The sequence below is a fragment of the Pseudomonas sp. NPDC098740 genome (genome assembly GCF_044760065.1).
In the GTDB taxonomy this organism is placed as follows: domain Bacteria; phylum Pseudomonadota; class Gammaproteobacteria; order Pseudomonadales; family Pseudomonadaceae; genus Aquipseudomonas; species Aquipseudomonas rossensis.
Genome location: NZ_JBIWAM010000029.1, coordinates 57,479 through 71,542, shown reverse-complemented (window position 1 = coordinate 71,542; position 14,064 = coordinate 57,479). Strand labels below are relative to the sequence as shown.

Below are 14,064 nucleotides of genomic sequence, written 5' to 3'. Positions count from 1 at the left end.
CCTTCAGACCTTCCAGCTGGTACCACAAGTACTCGCCGTCGGTCAATTCAGGGAACAGGTTGCGCGGCACGCAGATCTCATAACCGGCCAGAAGACGCGCTTCTTCACGATCATCAAGACCCTTGAGCTTTGCGACCAGGAACTTGTCGTTCCCACGTCCGCTGACCAGCTCGACCTGTTTCACATTACCTTCGCGCTTGAGCGTCCAGGTTTTGTACTGCAACAGGTTTTCAGTCGGATCAGTAAAGGAATACACCTTCACTTCGCCGCGAACGCCATGAACCGAATAAATTTTGCCGATAACGATCAAATCATCAGCAACAGCTGGCGTCGCGTTCATATTGCTCAGGCCGCAGCCTTAGCCGCGTCCTTCAACAACTGAGCAACACGCTCAGAAGGTTGTGCACCAACGCTCAGCCAGTAGGCTACGCGCTCTTGGTTCACGGACAGACGGACTTCTTGACCACGAGCAACAGGGTTGAAGAAACCAACCTGTTCCTTGTGCGAACCGTCGCGCGGGTTGCGGCTGTCGGTTACGGTCAAGTGGTAAAACGGGCGCTTTTAGGAGCCGCCAAGGGCAAGACGGATTGTTAGCATGTGAACATCGTTCCTGTAGTCGGTGCTGCAAATCTAAAGGCACAGCGGGCATAGGTGCCCGAAAGGCCGCATATTCTAAGGAATATCCGGACTTTTGCAAATGTCTTTTTCCGGCTGCCTATCGGCCGCCATCAAGATTTGCTATAGAGCCGTCGTTGAAAACGGCCAGTCAGCTCCCGCCAAGTGCGGGTTTGCTGGAGATCCCACTTCCGTGTGGGAGGTGCAAGGGCAAGCCCCTGCGTAAATTATTTACATTCTCGGCATGCCGCCGCCGGGCAACATACCGCCCATGCCGCGCATCATTTTGGCCATTCCGCCTTTAGCGGAGAACTTCTTCATCATCTTCTGCATCTGCTTGTGCTGCTTGATCAAGCGACCGATGTCCTGCACCTGAGTGCCGGAACCCATGGCGATCCGGCGTTTGCGCGAACCACTGATCATCTCAGGGTCGCGGCGCTCGGCCGGGGTCATGGAATTGATGATGGCTTCCATCTGCTTGAACTGTTTCTCTGCCGCGCCTTGGGCGTTACCCATCTGCGCCAGGTTCATACCGCCCATGTTTGGCAGTTTGTCCATGAGGCCGCCGAGGCCGCCCATGTTTTTCATCTGTTGCAGCTGATCGCGGAAGTCTTCGAGGTCGAAGCCCTTGCCCTTTTTCAGCTTCTTGGCCAGTTTGTCGGCCTTGTCCTTGTCGAGGGTCTGTTCGGCCTGCTCGATCAGACTGAGCACGTCGCCCATACCGAGGATGCGTGAAGCAATACGCTCAGGATGGAACGGCTCGAGCGCGTCGCTCTTCTCGCCCATACCGATGAACTTGATCGGCTTGCCGGTGATTGCGCGCACCGACAGTGCAGCACCGCCACGGGCGTCGCCGTCGACCTTGGTCAGGATCACACCGGTCAGCGGCAGCGCGTCGCCAAAGGCCTTGGCCGTGTTGGCGGCGTCCTGACCGGTCATGGCATCGACCACGAACAGCGTTTCGACCGGGTCGATCGCGGCATGCAGGGCCTTGATCTCGCCCATCATCTCTTCATCGATGTGCAGGCGACCGGCGGTATCGACGATGACCACGTCGATGAACTTCAGTTTTGCTTCTTTAATAGCCGCTTGCGCGATGTCGACCGGCTTCTGGCTCAGGTCGGACGGGAAGAAGGTTACGCCGACTTCACCCGCGAGCATTTCCAGCTGCTTGATCGCCGCCGGACGGTAAACGTCCGCAGACACGACCATGACCGACTTCTTCTTGCGCTCTTTGAGGAAGCGCGCGAGCTTGCCGACGGTGGTGGTTTTACCCGCCCCCTGCAAACCGGCCATCAGCACGACGGCCGGAGGAACGGCGCTCAGGTTCAAGTCTTCGTTGGCCGCACCCATCAGGCTTTCGAGTTCGGCCTGGACGATCTTCACGAAGGCCTGGCCCGGCGTCAGGCTGCGCGACACCTCGGTGCCGACGGCGCGTTCCTTGACCGAATTGACGAAGTCTTTCACCACCGGCAAGGCGACGTCAGCTTCGAGCAACGCCATGCGCACTTCACGCAGGGTGTCTTTGATGTTGTCTTCGGTCAGCTTGGCCTTGCCGGTGACATGGCGCAGCGTCTGCGAGAGACGGTCGGTTAAGTTTTCAAACATTGCGCGATCCTTTCAGGCCCTGTGTAGACCGGGATAATGGCGGCCCAGACCGGAATAAACATGTGCTCGGCGAGCCTGCGGCGTGGGCAGGTCGCGGATTATAGCGAAGACTGCGTCTGGCGGACACCTCGTCGTCAGGTTGCATGGTCTTTCGTGCTGCGGGGGTTCTATGCCAAACTCAGCGCCTTTCGGGCTTGCCTAACAGGATTTATGCTCCCCTTGTCACCCAGTTTGCTAACTACCCTCGCCGCCGCCAGCTTATATGCCGCTGCGACCCTCTATCAGGGCACTCGTCTGGCCACCGGTGCCAAGGCGAACAAACGCCTGCTGGTCACGCTCGGCGTGCTCGCCGTGCTGGCTCATAGCGCCAGTCTGTTCACCCACCTGCTGACACCGATTGGCCTGGGCCTGGATTTTTTCAGCGCCGCCAGCCTGATTGCCGCCGCGGTGATTGCCCTGACGCTGTTGGCCTGCTCGCGGATCCCGGTGGAAAACCTGCTTATATTGCTGTTCCCGCTCGGCGCCGCCACCGTGCTGCTCGCACAGTTCGCCCCCGCCGGCACAGTGCAGATCATCGACGAAGAACCGGGCATCCTCGCCCACATATTGTTGTCGATCCTCGCCTACGGCATGTTCACCATCGCGGTATTCCAGGCGTTGCTGCTGCTGGTTCAAGACCATCAGCTCAAGCACAAGCACCCGTCCGGCCTGATCAAGAACTTCCCGCCGCTGCAAACCATGGAAAGCCTGCTGTTCGGTTTCCTCTGGGCCGGCTGGACCCTGCTGTCGCTGTCGCTGATCTCCGGCTGGCTGTTCGTCGACAACCTTTTCGCCCAGCACCTGGTGCACAAAACCTTGCTGGCATGCCTCGCCTGGATCGTCTTCAGCGTGCTGCTCTGGGGCCGTAATCGCCTCGGCTGGCGCGGACACAAGGCCATTCGCTGGACCCTCGCCGGTTTCTGCCTGCTGATGCTGGCGTATTTCGGCAGTAAGCTGGTTCGTGAATACATCCTGCATATCTGACGGGCGGCATTAATGGACGACTTGCCCATAGGGCCGATGCTCGCGGTAGTGGCCCTGCTGATTTTATGGTCGGGGCTGTTTACCGCCATCGAAGCTGCGCAACAGTACTTGCTCGCCCAGCGGGCAGCTTCGCGTTCGAGCGACAAGCCGGTGGCAAAGCTGAGCTTTTCGCTCAATAGCCTGATCCTCTGCAACACCCTGTGCCGCGCACTGGTCGTGGTCATCAGCACCTTGCTGGCGATTTTCACTTGGGCGGAAAACGGTCCATGGGTGGCCTGCCTGGGGGCTGGCGCCGTGCTTCTGGTGTTCGCCGACTACCTGCCGCGCACCCTCGCCGTCCGTTATCCGGACGCAGTCCTGGCCCTGGGCAACACCTTGCTTGGCGCGCCACTGAAAATCATCTATCCCGCCGCCTGGTTGCTCAATGGCATAAGCCAACTGCTGATGCGACCGTTCGCCCGCAAAGTCAACGTGGTGCAGCAGAGCGAAGACGAGGCGCCGAACGATCGGCACGACGATCACGAACACGCCGTCTGCCGCCCACACCCGCTGTCAGGCATCCATGCGCTGGACAACATCACGGTCAACGACATTCTGGTGCCACGCAGTGACGTCGAAGGGGTCAATCTGGACGACTCCCTCGAGGAAATCATTGAGCAGCTTCGCGCCAATAAACGCACGCGCTTGCCGGTTTTCCACAGCGACATCAATCAGGTCGAGGCAGTGCTCAATACCCGGCAGATCCGCCATCTGCTGTCCGACGCCAGTCTGACCCGAGAAGCACTGCTGGCAGCCTGTCACGACCCCTACTTCGTGCCGGAAAGCACCCCGTTGCAACTGCAGCTGTTGAATTTCCACAAACAACAGCGACGACTGGGCATAGTGGTCGACGAGTACGGCGAAGTGCTAGGTGTCGTGACCCTGGAAGACATTCTCGAAGAAATCGTCGGCGAGTTCGAAAGCCAGCACAGCCTGGATAACCCGCACATCCATCCACAGGCGGATGGCCGCCTGGTGATCGAAGGTGCGGCGTCGATTCGCGAATTGAACAAAAGCCTTGGCTGGCACCTGCCCAGCGATGGTCCGAAAACCCTCAACGGGTTGGTGACCGAGGCGCTGGAGACCATTCCGGAAAGTGCGGTATGCCTGAAGATCGGGCGTTACCGCCTGGAGATTCTGGAGACGGAAGACAATCGGGTCACGCGGGTGCTGATCTGGCATACGAGTTCGGCCCCAGCGGTTGTACCTGCACGATAGATCGCTAAAAGATCGCAGCCTTCGGCAGCTCCTACAGGGGAGCGCATTCCAGATGCAGGAGCTGCCAAAGGCTGCGATCTTTTTGCCCTTGTTGAATCATTAGCCTCCTTCCTATAATCGAACCGCTTACCCAAGCCCCGCCATACCCAAGTGCTACCCGCACTCTGCGTTAAGCCCACATCCCTGGGTGTTCGACCATAATAATTCGCTCCACTGGGGCACATGACTGTCAGGGATAACCGCATGACGACCAGCACGACTTATAACGACACCGCGCCTGCGCAACCGACGAACTCCGCCACCCGCGTGGCGACCGCGAGTTTCATCGGCACCGCCATCGAGTTCTACGACTTCTACGTCTATGCCACTGCCGCTGCACTGGTGATCGGTCCGGTGTTCTTTCCGCAAACCTCCGGCACGGCCCAGATGCTGTCGGCGTTCCTCACCTTCGGCATCGCCTTCCTGGCTCGACCGCTGGGATCGGCGCTTTTCGGCCACTTCGGTGACCGCATCGGGCGCAAGTCGACGCTGGTTGCCTCGCTGCTGCTGATGGGCGTATGCACTACGCTGATCGGCGTACTCCCGGGCTACGACAGCATTGGGGCCTGGGCGCCGATCCTGCTCTGCGTGCTGCGCTTCGGCCAGGGCCTGGGACTGGGCGGTGAATGGGGCGGCGCGGCGCTGCTGGCGACGGAGAATGCGCCAAAGGGCAAACGCGCCTGGTTCGGCATGTTCCCGCAGCTTGGCCCCTCGATCGGCTTCCTCGCGGCCAACGGCCTGTTTCTTACGCTGGCCATGACCCTGAACGACGAACAGTTCCGCTCGTGGGGCTGGCGGATTCCGTTCCTGCTCAGTGCCGCGCTGGTAATGGTCGGTCTGTACGTGCGCCTCAAGCTTCACGAAACCCCGGTGTTTGCCAACGCAATGGCTCGCCAGGAGCGGGTGAAGATCCCGCTGGTCGAGTTGCTGAGTCAGTACTGGGCGCCGATGCTGCTGGGGGCCGGGTCGATGGTGGTGTGCTACGCGCTGTTCTATATCTCGACAGTGTTTTCGCTAAGCTATGGCGTGTCGACGCTCGGCTACACCCGCGAGACCTTCCTCGCGCTGCTGTGCTTCGCCGTGCTATTCATGGCCGCCGCTACGCCGCTGTCGGCCTGGGCCAGTGATCGTTACGGGCGCAAACCGGTGCTGATCATCGGCGGTGTGCTGGCGATTCTGTCCGGCTTCCTGATGGAGCCGCTGCTGACCCAAGGTTCGACCTGGGGCGTGGCGCTGTTCCTGTGCATCGAGCTGTTTCTAATGGGCGTGACGTTTGCGCCAATGGGCGCGCTGCTGCCGGAGCTGTTTCCGACTCACGTTCGCTATACCGGTGCGTCGGCGGCCTACAACCTGGGCGGCATTGTCGGGGCCTCGGCGGCGCCATTCTTCGCACAGAAGCTGGTGGCGATGGGCGGTTTGAGTTATGTCGGCGGGTATGTGTCGGGGGCGGCGGCGCTGAGCTTGATTGCTGTGCTGTGCCTGAAGGAGACGCGCAATAACGATCTGAATCGGGTGACCTGATAAGACGCCATCGCGGGCAAGCCCGCTCCCACAGGATTTCTGATATACACAAAATTTGTGCTCAACCGAAAACCCTGTGGGAGCGGGCTTGCCCGCGATAGTCGCGCCGCGGTTACAGCTCGACTACGACAGCTTGAGAAGCGCGGGTCGCTTTAGCACGAGCAGCGTCAATTGACTCATCCCGCGCCAACGCCACACCCATCCGACGCTGACCATTCACCTCAGGCTTGCCGAACAGACGCAACGCCGTATCCGGCTCGCTCAACGCAGCACCAAGATTGGCGAAAGCCGTCTGGGTAGACTGCCCTTCCACCAAAATCACCGCCGAAGCCGAAGGGCCGAACTGACGGATCAATGGAATCGGCAGGCCCAGAATCGCCCGTGCGTGCAACGCGAACTGCGACAGGTCCTGGGAAATCAACGTCACCAGACCGGTGTCATGTGGACGCGGCGAGACTTCGCTGAACCACACCTGATCACCTTTGATGAACAGCTCAACACCAAACAGACCACGGCCACCCAAGGCTTCAGTGACGGCTTTGGCAACGCGCTCGGATTCGGCCAGGGCAATCGGGCTCATGGCTTGTGGCTGCCAGGATTCCTGATAGTCGCCCTTCTCCTGACGGTGGCCGACTGGCGCACAGAACGTAGTGCCGCCAACGTGACGCACGGTCAACAGGGTGATTTCGTAGTCGAAGTCGATAAAGCCTTCGATGATCACGCGGCCTTTACCGGCACGGCCGCCTTCTTGAGCGTAATCCCAGGCTTTGCGCACGTCATCGACGCTACGCAGCAGGCTCTGGCCTTTGCCCGACGAGCTCATCACCGGTTTAACCACACATGGGAAGCCGAGGTCTTCGACAGCCTTGCTGTAATCCTCAAAGGTGTCGGCGAAGTGGTACGGCGAGGTGGGCAGGTCCAGTTCTTCAGCGGCCAGGCGACGGATGCCTTCGCGGTTCATGGTCAGTTGCGCAGCACGAGCGGTCGGGATCACGGTGAAGCCTTCGGCTTCCAGTTCCACGAGGGTCGAGGTGGCAATGGCTTCGATTTCCGGCACGATGAAATGCGGCTTTTCGGCTTCGATCACGGCACGCAGGGCGGCGCCGTCTAGCATGTTGATCACATGGCTGCGATGGGCGACCTGCATGGCCGGGGCATTGGCGTAGCGATCCACGGCAATCACTTCAACGCCCAGACGTTGCAGCTCGATCACCACTTCCTTGCCCAACTCGCCACAGCCACACAGTAATACGCGGGTCGCGGTTGGCGACAATGGAGTTCCGATACGGGTCATCTCAGGTCCTCAAGAAGCGATCATCGAGGGTCGCAGCGCCTGGCGCGCTTCCCATGGGGAGAAAGCGCGGCATTTTACATGAACCGAGGGGTTTGGCTTCAGCTGACGACGGCCTGCTTGCGCAAGCGCCAGGCCATGATCAGCCACACGGCCGTCACGCCGGCGAACTTCGAGCCCATGGCGGTGAGAACTACGCCCGGGGTGAACGCATCGATCATGCCGAAGAAGATGAAGGTATCGAGGGGAATGCTCAGGGCCGAACTTATCCACAGGCGGTCGTGCAAGGGACGCTTGGTGATGCTGAACACCAGCCAGTCGATGCATTCGGACACCGCGAACGCCGTGGCGCTGGCCAGCGCGATGGAAGGATCGGACGTCACGTAGGACAACACCAGCGCTGCCAGCATCGCCGCGATCGCGCCATGGCCGAAACGGGTTTGCACCATGTCGCGCAAAACGAAGACCAAACCACCCCAGGCTGACCAGATGATGTCCAGGTGCGGAGCGGTGGAAAAGGCGTAGTTGATCAGCACGACGCTGCTGATATAAGCGATCAGGAAGAACATGGGGCGTGGGGATACCTGTCAATTTGGCGCACAGGGTACCGTAGGAGCTGACGAGTGCAACGAGGCTGCGATCTTTTGACGTTGTTTTTAAAGGCAAGATCAAAAGATCGCAGCCTCGTTGCACTCGTCAGCTCCTACAGGTCTGATGTTTTGCCTAGCATCCAGAGAATGCCGCTGGATTTAGCCCGCTCATGACACAACCCCAACACCTTGCGGCGCTCCTCGTTGTCCATCCGGCTCCAGCGCGTGATCTCTTCCACTGTGCGCTGACACCCGGTGCAAATGTCATCGTCGTCCAACGCGCAAATGTTCACGCAGGGCGATAGCACCGGCCGTTCAGTGGCGCTCATTCTTCCTGCTCAACCAGATCGCGGGCATAACGTTGCGAGTTATGCACATAGTGAGCAGCGCTGGCCTCGAGCATTTTTTTCTGCGGCTCGGTCAGCTCGCGCACCACTTTGCCGGGGGAGCCCATGACCAGCGAACCGTCTGGAATCTCCTTGCCCTCACCGATCAGTGAGTTGGCGCCGATGATGCAGTTCTTGCCGATTTTCGCGCCGTTGAGGATCACCGCGTTAATCCCGATCAAGCTGTAATCGCCCACCGTGCAGCCATGAAGCATGGCGTTATGGCCGATGGTCACGCCGGTGCCGATGGTCAACGGGTAACCCATGTCAGTGTGCATCACCGTGCCGTCCTGGACGTTGCTGTTCTTGCCGATCAGGATCAACTCGTTGTCGCCACGCAGCACAGCGTTGAACCAGACGTTGGCGCCCTCTTCCAGTTTGACCTTACCCACCAGCACGGCATTGGGTGCGACCCAGCTCTGCGGATGGGTTTCGACGCGGGCGTCGCCCAGGTGATATTTCATCTTATTGTCCTCAAGGCCTGGCAGGCTCACTTGGAAAAAGCAGGGTTCAGGCCATACGAGCGATGGCATCAGGTGTTGATAGAGGTCTTGGGCGGGTGATGCAGGCTGATTTTGGCGTCATAGAGCAGGTTGATCAACTCGACGATCATAATCGCCGTGAGGCCCCAGATTTTGTACTCGCCATAGCGATAGCTCGGCACGTACCAACTGCGGCCCTCGTAATCGATGCGATGGGTGTGTTCGCGCGGATCCTTGCGGAAGAACTCCAGCGGTACGCTGAAGACTGCGGCGATCTCGGCGTCGTTGGCCTGGTACTCGACAAAGTCCGGAATCACACCGACATAGGGGGTGACCTTGATGCCGTGCAGGGAGATCAACGGGCTCAGCGGGCCGATCACTTCAACCAGCCCCGGCGGCAGGCCAATTTCTTCCTGGGCCTCACGTAGCGCAGTGAAAATAAGGTCCGGGTCTTCGGGGTCGCGTCGCCCACCGGGAAAGGCCACTTCACCACCATGGGTCGAGAGCCCGCTGGCGCGCAGGGTCAGAACCAGTTCAGGTTCGTCACTGCGGGTGATGGGCACTAATACCGCGGCTTCGGGGAAACGCCGGTCGGTTTCCAGGGTTAGCGGCGTGTGGTTGCTTACCCGGTGAAGTAGCTCGTCCAGCATGAGTCTTCTCGATTTGTTCTCTACTTTGCATCATGCACCAATCGAACCGACCGCCCAACCCCATAACCACTGCATGTCGCTAAACGACAACTTGCCGACAGACACCGCCGCACGCGAAGATAGGCGCAGCATTCAGGAACCCAAGCATGAAATTTTGCAGTCAGTGCGGCAACCCGGTGACCCAGCGCATTCCCGAGGGCGATTCGCGCCTGCGTTTTGTCTGTGACAGCTGTCAGGCGATTCACTACCAGAACCCCAATATCGTCGCCGGTTGCGTGGCGACCTGGGGCTCCAAGGTCTTGCTGTGCCGACGCGCCATCGAGCCTCGGCTCGGTTATTGGACCCTGCCCGCCGGTTTCATGGAAAACGGTGAAACCATCGAGCAGGCGGCCATTCGCGAGACGGCCGAAGAAGCCTGCGCGCGGGTGCGCAACCTGACCCTCTATACGTTGATCGACGTGCCGCACATCAGCCAGGTGCATGTATTCTTCCGCGCCGAACTGGTGGACCTGGACTTTTGCGCCGGTCAAGAGAGCCTGGAAGTGCAGCTTTTCGAAGAAGCCGACATCCCTTGGTCCGAGCTGGCTTTCCGCACGGTGGGCCGTACCTTAGAATGCTTCTTCACTGACCGGCGGACCGAGGTCTACCCCGTGCGGTCCGAGTCGATCCCACCGCTTGCCCAGCCTGCCATCACATAAAGCACCTTGTTCTAAAATCACCTATAACTAAATAGTCGCGACACCTCTTAGGGATATCGTTTCAATGCGCTGGCTGCTTGCCCTGTTTTGCTTGTCATTTGTCGCTATCTCCCAGGCTTCCGTTGCGGAAACCCTGGACGGCAAAGTCATCGAAAAAATCCTGGTTCTCAAATCCGCCCACCAATTGCAATTGATCAATGACGGCAAGCCGCTCAAGACCTATCGCATCTCATTGGGAAAAAGACCGATCGGCCCGAAACTCATGGAAGGCGACAAACGCACGCCTGAAGGTTTTTATTGGATGGACTGGCGCAAGACCAGTGACCGTTTCAACCTGTCGATGCACATCTCCTACCCGAACATCAGTGACTCCGTCCGCGCCCGGCGCGAAGGCGTCGAGCCCGGTGGCATGATCATGATCCACGGCACCCCGGACACCGAAGAAAACCCCGAAGACCTGTTCCACACGCTGGACTGGACCGACGGCTGCATCGCTATGCGCAATATGGACATGCGCGAAGTCTGGAATCTGGTCCCGGACGGCACGATGATCGAAATCCGTCCGTAACGGCTACCTTCGGTCGCTCCTCGAAAAATAAATTCAAAAGATCGCAGCCTTCGGCAGCTCCTACCGGGTAGATACCAATTTCACCCCTAGGAGCTGCCGAGGGCTGCGATCTTTGCTGTTGAAATCCCCACCTCTAATACCACTTCAAACCTACAGCCCTTCAGCCTACCCAATTGGGCAGGCCTTCTCGCGCCCATAGCAAAGTACTGGCATTGACATGGTATTTAAGTGGTATTAGGTTTCGTCCCACCACCGGGCGACAACACTCCAATATCCGCATCGGACAAAACACACATGAATGACCTCCAGGCCCTACGCCCTGACGACACCCAGCCCACGCCGTTGTACCTGCAACTGGCGCGCAATCTGGAAGCGGCGATCCATGCCGGTCAGTGGAAAGCCGAACAGGCCATGCCGTCGGAGCGCAACCTCAGCGAGATGCTGGGCATCTCCCGCGTCACCGCCCGCAAAGCGCTGGAAGTTCTGTTCGAGCAAGGCCTGATCCGCCGCAACCAGGGTTCCGGCACCTTTATCACCCCACGCCTGGAACAACCGCTGTCGCGCCTCTCGGGTTTCAGCGAGATGCTGCGCCTGAAAGGTTTCGTCCCCGGCTCGCAATGGCTGGAGCGTGAAATCACTCCGCCGACCCACGAAGAACTGATCCGCCTCAGCCTCTCGCCGAACGACAAGGTCGCGCGGCTCAAGCGTCTGCGTAAAGCCGACGACACGGTGATGGCGATCGAGATGAGCACCCTGCCCGCCTCGATCATTCCCAAGCCACAAGCGGTGGGCGACTCCCTCTACGAATACCTCGACGGCATTGGCAAGCCGATTGTCCGCGCCCTGCAGCACATTCAGGCGATCAACGCCTCGGATGAATTCGCCGCCCTGGTGGGCATCGCCCCCGGCACCGCCATGCTGCTGATGACCCGTGTCGGCTACCTCGAAGACAACACGCCGATCGAAGTCACCGACACCTATTGCCGCAACGACTACTACGACTTTGTTGCAGAGCTGCGCCGCTGATCAGCCACGCCGCTAAACGAGAGAACCCATCATGTCCGAAGACAACATCCTCACCGCCCACGGCTGGGTTCGCGGCCGGCTGATTCACGAACACGGCAAGGTCGTGTCGATCGAAGGCCAACCGTGCGATCCGGCCGACAACGACCTGCCTTACCTGCTGCCAGGTTTCATCGACCTGCACGTTCATGGCGGCGGCGGCAAAGACATCATGGAAGGCGCAACCGCCTTCGAGACCATCACCAAAACCCACGTGCGGTTTGGCACCACGTCGCTGCTGGCGACCACCATGACTGCGCCGAACGAAGAGATTTCGCGAGTGCTCAAGGACGTCGGCGAGTTCTGCGAGCAGCGACCGAAAGGCAGCGCCCGCGTCCTCGGCGTGCACTTGGAAGGCCCGTACATCAACCCCGGCAAACTAGGTGCCCAACCGAATTTCGCCCACACCGCGTTGATGGCCGAAGTCGAAGAATACCTGGCACTGGCGCCGATCCGGGTGATCACCATCGCCCCGGAAATCGCCGGCCACGATGCGTTGATCCGCGCCCTCAGCGCTCGCGGCGTGCGCATGCAAATCGGCCACACCCTCGGCAGCTACGAGGAAGGCGTTGCCGCGCTGAACGCCGGCGCCAGCAGCTTCACTCACCTCTACAACGCCATGAGCCCGCTGCATCACCGCGAGCCGGGCATCGTCGGCGCGGCACTGGCTCACGCCAAATACGCCGAGTTGATTCCGGATTTACTGCACGTGCACCCCGGCGCCATCCGTGTGGCCCTGCGTTCGATCCCATGCCTGTATTGCGTCACCGATTCCACCGCCGCCGCTGGCATGCCCGATGGTGAATACAAGCTCGGCAGCCACACGGTGACCAAATGCCTGGGCGGTGTGCGCTTGCCCGACGGCACGCTGGCCGGCAGCACGCTGACCATGGATCAGGCCCTGCGCAATCTGGTGAAGATCGGTTTGCCGATCGCCGAGGCCTCGCAACGTCTTTCGCAATTCCCCGCCGACTACCTCGGCATCACCGAGCGCGGCCGTCTAGCAACTGGCAGCTGGGCTGACTGCGTACGCCTCGATCGCTCACTCACACTGACCGCCGTCATGGTCGAAGGAGAAGACATTGACTTCAAAAATGCTTGAAGAGGCGCTGTCCTCATTTGAGGCCGTGCAAACCCAATTGCAGCAGCTCGACCCGCAGATGATCGAGATCGCCGGGCGCCTGCGTCGTCAGCCGCCGCAAGTGGCGATGACCGTCGCTCGCGGCAGCTCCGATCATGCCGCCAGTTACTTCGCCTACCTGACCATGCAGCAATTGGGCTTCCCGGTGGCGTCGTTGCCGATGTCGGTGGTGACCATGCTGCAAGCACCGCTGAAGGTCAGCGGCCAAGTGGCGTTCGCCTTCTCGCAGTCCGGGCAAAGTCCCGATCTGGTGAACAGCATGCGTCTGATGCGCAAGCGCGGCGCCCTGAGCATCTCGATGGTCAACGCCGAGAGTTCCCCGCTGGAGGCCGCGTGTGAGTTCAGCCTGCCGCTGTGCGCCGGCACCGAAAGCAGCGTCGCCGCGACCAAGAGTTTTATCGCCACCCTCAGCGCCAGCGCCCGTCTGATCGCCCACTGGAAAGAGGACACGGAATTGCTGGAGGCCGGCCTCGCACTGCCGGAAGGTTTGCGCGAGGCGGCAAAACAGGATTGGAGCCTGGCCATCGATGCCCTGCGCGATTGTCAGCGTCTGATGGTGATTGGCCGTGGCGCCGGTTTCGCCATCGCCCAGGAAGCCGCGTTGAAATTCAAGGAAACCTCGGCGATCCAGGCCGAAGCCTTCAGCAGCGCCGAAGTCCGTCACGGCCCGATGGCGTTGATCGACGAAAATTATCCACTGCTGATCTTCGCCCCTCGCGGTGCCGAACAGGCCGGTTTGCTGAGCCTCGCCGCCGACATGCGCCAGCGCGGTGCCCGCGTATTGCTGGCCGCACCGGATGACATTGCCGAACGCGACCTCACCCTGACCCGCGCCGAGCACCCGGCCCTCGACCCGATTCTGGCAATCCAGAGTTTCTACGTCATGGCCGCCGGTTTGGCGGTCGCCCGAGGCATGGACCCGGACCAGCCGCGTCACTTGAGCAAAGTGACGCGCACCCACTGAACCGATTGGTATCCATCCCTATTTGCTGGCGGACGAATAACCCCCGTAGGAGCTGGCGAGTGAAACGAGGCTGCGATCTTTTGACGTTGTTTTTAAAGAGCAAGATCAAAAGATCGCAGCCTCGTTTCACTCGTCAGCTCCTACAAGGGAAAGTTAATCCGTACAGGGC

General features: G+C 60.0%; 15 protein-coding genes and 1 pseudogene. 8 read left to right on the top strand and 8 right to left on the bottom strand.

Annotation, left to right across the window (positions count from 1 at the left end; genetic code table 11):
- From rimM to ffh, 3 genes and pseudogenes are all read right to left on the bottom strand, one after another.
- A partial coding sequence (gene rimM, locus ACIQU2_RS25530; RefSeq protein WP_403144843.1) for a ribosome maturation factor RimM occupies positions 1-340 on the bottom strand: 340 nt, incomplete at its 3' end.
- A gap of 5 nt (positions 341-345) precedes the next feature.
- Positions 346-597: pseudogene (gene rpsP, locus ACIQU2_RS25525) on the bottom strand (30S ribosomal protein S16).
- A 249-nt stretch (positions 598-846) separates the two neighbouring features.
- Entirely contained in the window at positions 847-2,223 is a 1,377-nt protein-coding gene (ffh, locus tag ACIQU2_RS25520) for a signal recognition particle protein (protein WP_347805961.1), read from the bottom strand.
- Positions 2,224-2,433: 210 nt separating this feature from the next.
- On the opposite strand from ffh, the gene ACIQU2_RS25515 reads away from it, so the two are divergent.
- The 3 genes from ACIQU2_RS25515 (at position 2,434) to ACIQU2_RS25505 (ending at position 6,063) form a co-directional block, all read left to right on the top strand.
- Complete coding sequence (locus tag ACIQU2_RS25515) at positions 2,434-3,246, top strand: cytochrome c biogenesis protein CcsA (protein WP_347805962.1); 813 nt, start codon at positions 2,434-2,436, stop codon at positions 3,244-3,246.
- Positions 3,247-3,258: 12 nt separating this feature from the next.
- Complete coding sequence (locus tag ACIQU2_RS25510) at positions 3,259-4,503, top strand: HlyC/CorC family transporter (RefSeq protein WP_403144841.1); 1,245 nt, start codon at positions 3,259-3,261, stop codon at positions 4,501-4,503.
- A 243-nt stretch (positions 4,504-4,746) separates the two neighbouring features.
- Positions 4,747-6,063: an MFS transporter gene (locus ACIQU2_RS25505; RefSeq protein ID WP_403144840.1), complete on the top strand. Its 1,317-nt coding sequence runs from the start codon at positions 4,747-4,749 to the stop codon at positions 6,061-6,063.
- 112 nt (positions 6,064-6,175) lie between these two features.
- On the opposite strand, the gene purT is transcribed toward ACIQU2_RS25505, so the two are convergent.
- The 5 genes from purT to ACIQU2_RS25480 form a co-directional block, all read right to left on the bottom strand.
- A complete protein-coding gene (gene purT, locus ACIQU2_RS25500) occupies positions 6,176-7,357 on the bottom strand; it encodes a formate-dependent phosphoribosylglycinamide formyltransferase (RefSeq protein ID WP_403144838.1) in 1,182 nt (393 codons plus the stop codon).
- A 98-nt stretch (positions 7,358-7,455) separates the two neighbouring features.
- Entirely contained in the window at positions 7,456-7,923 is a 468-nt protein-coding gene (locus tag ACIQU2_RS25495) for a preQ0 transporter (protein WP_403144836.1), read from the bottom strand.
- Between the two features lie 134 nt (positions 7,924-8,057).
- A complete protein-coding gene (locus tag ACIQU2_RS25490; protein ID WP_403144835.1) occupies positions 8,058-8,273 on the bottom strand; it encodes a DUF1289 domain-containing protein in 216 nt (71 codons plus the stop codon).
- Positions 8,270-8,794, bottom strand: a complete 525-nt coding sequence (locus ACIQU2_RS25485) for a gamma carbonic anhydrase family protein (RefSeq protein ID WP_403144832.1) — start codon at positions 8,792-8,794, stop codon at positions 8,270-8,272. Before ACIQU2_RS25485 ends, ACIQU2_RS25490 begins: the two co-directional genes overlap by 4 nt.
- Positions 8,795-8,862: 68 nt before the next feature.
- Positions 8,863-9,462, bottom strand: coding sequence for a CoA pyrophosphatase (locus tag ACIQU2_RS25480; RefSeq protein WP_403144829.1), 600 nt, complete (start codon positions 9,460-9,462; stop codon positions 8,863-8,865).
- Positions 9,463-9,608: 146 nt separating this feature from the next.
- Here ACIQU2_RS25480 and ACIQU2_RS25475 point away from each other — a divergent pair, with 146 nt between their 5' ends.
- The 5 genes from ACIQU2_RS25475 to ACIQU2_RS25455 all read left to right on the top strand — a co-directional run bounded on the left by ACIQU2_RS25475 (position 9,609) and on the right by ACIQU2_RS25455 (position 13,895).
- Entirely contained in the window at positions 9,609-10,160 is a 552-nt protein-coding gene (locus tag ACIQU2_RS25475; RefSeq protein WP_403144827.1) for an NUDIX hydrolase, read from the top strand.
- A gap of 64 nt (positions 10,161-10,224) precedes the next feature.
- A complete protein-coding gene (locus tag ACIQU2_RS25470) occupies positions 10,225-10,728 on the top strand; it encodes a L,D-transpeptidase family protein (RefSeq protein ID WP_347803227.1) in 504 nt (167 codons plus the stop codon).
- A gap of 294 nt (positions 10,729-11,022) precedes the next feature.
- The gene (locus ACIQU2_RS25465; protein WP_403144825.1) at positions 11,023-11,754 is read left to right on the top strand and encodes a GntR family transcriptional regulator; all 732 of its coding nucleotides are present in this window, start codon (positions 11,023-11,025) and stop codon (positions 11,752-11,754) included.
- A gap of 31 nt (positions 11,755-11,785) precedes the next feature.
- On the top strand, positions 11,786-12,892 hold the full coding sequence (nagA, locus tag ACIQU2_RS25460; RefSeq protein WP_403144822.1) for an N-acetylglucosamine-6-phosphate deacetylase: 1,107 nt from the start codon (positions 11,786-11,788) through the stop codon (positions 12,890-12,892).
- The gene (locus ACIQU2_RS25455) at positions 12,873-13,895 is read left to right on the top strand and encodes an SIS domain-containing protein (RefSeq protein WP_403144819.1); all 1,023 of its coding nucleotides are present in this window, start codon (positions 12,873-12,875) and stop codon (positions 13,893-13,895) included. Before nagA ends, ACIQU2_RS25455 begins: the two co-directional genes overlap by 20 nt.
- The last annotated feature ends 169 nt before the right edge of the window (positions 13,896-14,064 follow it).

Bases quoted from the DNA above. Each gene is read 5' to 3' on its own strand.
- ffh (WP_347805961.1), bottom strand. From the start codon at position 2,223: ATGTTTGAAAACTTAACCGACCGTCTCTCGCAGACGCTGCGCCATGTC.
- ACIQU2_RS25515 (WP_347805962.1), top strand. From the start codon at position 2,434: ATGCTCCCCTTGTCACCCAGTTTGCTAACTACCCTCGCCGCCGCCAGC.
- ACIQU2_RS25510 (WP_403144841.1), top strand. From the start codon at position 3,259: ATGGACGACTTGCCCATAGGGCCGATGCTCGCGGTAGTGGCCCTGCTG.
- ACIQU2_RS25505 (WP_403144840.1), top strand. From the start codon at position 4,747: ATGACGACCAGCACGACTTATAACGACACCGCGCCTGCGCAACCGACG.
- purT (WP_403144838.1), bottom strand. From the start codon at position 7,357: ATGACCCGTATCGGAACTCCATTGTCGCCAACCGCGACCCGCGTATTA.
- ACIQU2_RS25495 (WP_403144836.1), bottom strand. From the start codon at position 7,923: ATGTTCTTCCTGATCGCTTATATCAGCAGCGTCGTGCTGATCAACTAC.
- ACIQU2_RS25490 (WP_403144835.1), bottom strand. From the start codon at position 8,273: ATGAGCGCCACTGAACGGCCGGTGCTATCGCCCTGCGTGAACATTTGC.
- ACIQU2_RS25485 (WP_403144832.1), bottom strand. From the start codon at position 8,794: ATGAAATATCACCTGGGCGACGCCCGCGTCGAAACCCATCCGCAGAGC.
- ACIQU2_RS25480 (WP_403144829.1), bottom strand. From the start codon at position 9,462: ATGCTGGACGAGCTACTTCACCGGGTAAGCAACCACACGCCGCTAACC.
- ACIQU2_RS25475 (WP_403144827.1), top strand. From the start codon at position 9,609: ATGAAATTTTGCAGTCAGTGCGGCAACCCGGTGACCCAGCGCATTCCC.
- ACIQU2_RS25470 (WP_347803227.1), top strand. From the start codon at position 10,225: ATGCGCTGGCTGCTTGCCCTGTTTTGCTTGTCATTTGTCGCTATCTCC.
- ACIQU2_RS25465 (WP_403144825.1), top strand. From the start codon at position 11,023: ATGAATGACCTCCAGGCCCTACGCCCTGACGACACCCAGCCCACGCCG.
- nagA (WP_403144822.1), top strand. From the start codon at position 11,786: ATGTCCGAAGACAACATCCTCACCGCCCACGGCTGGGTTCGCGGCCGG.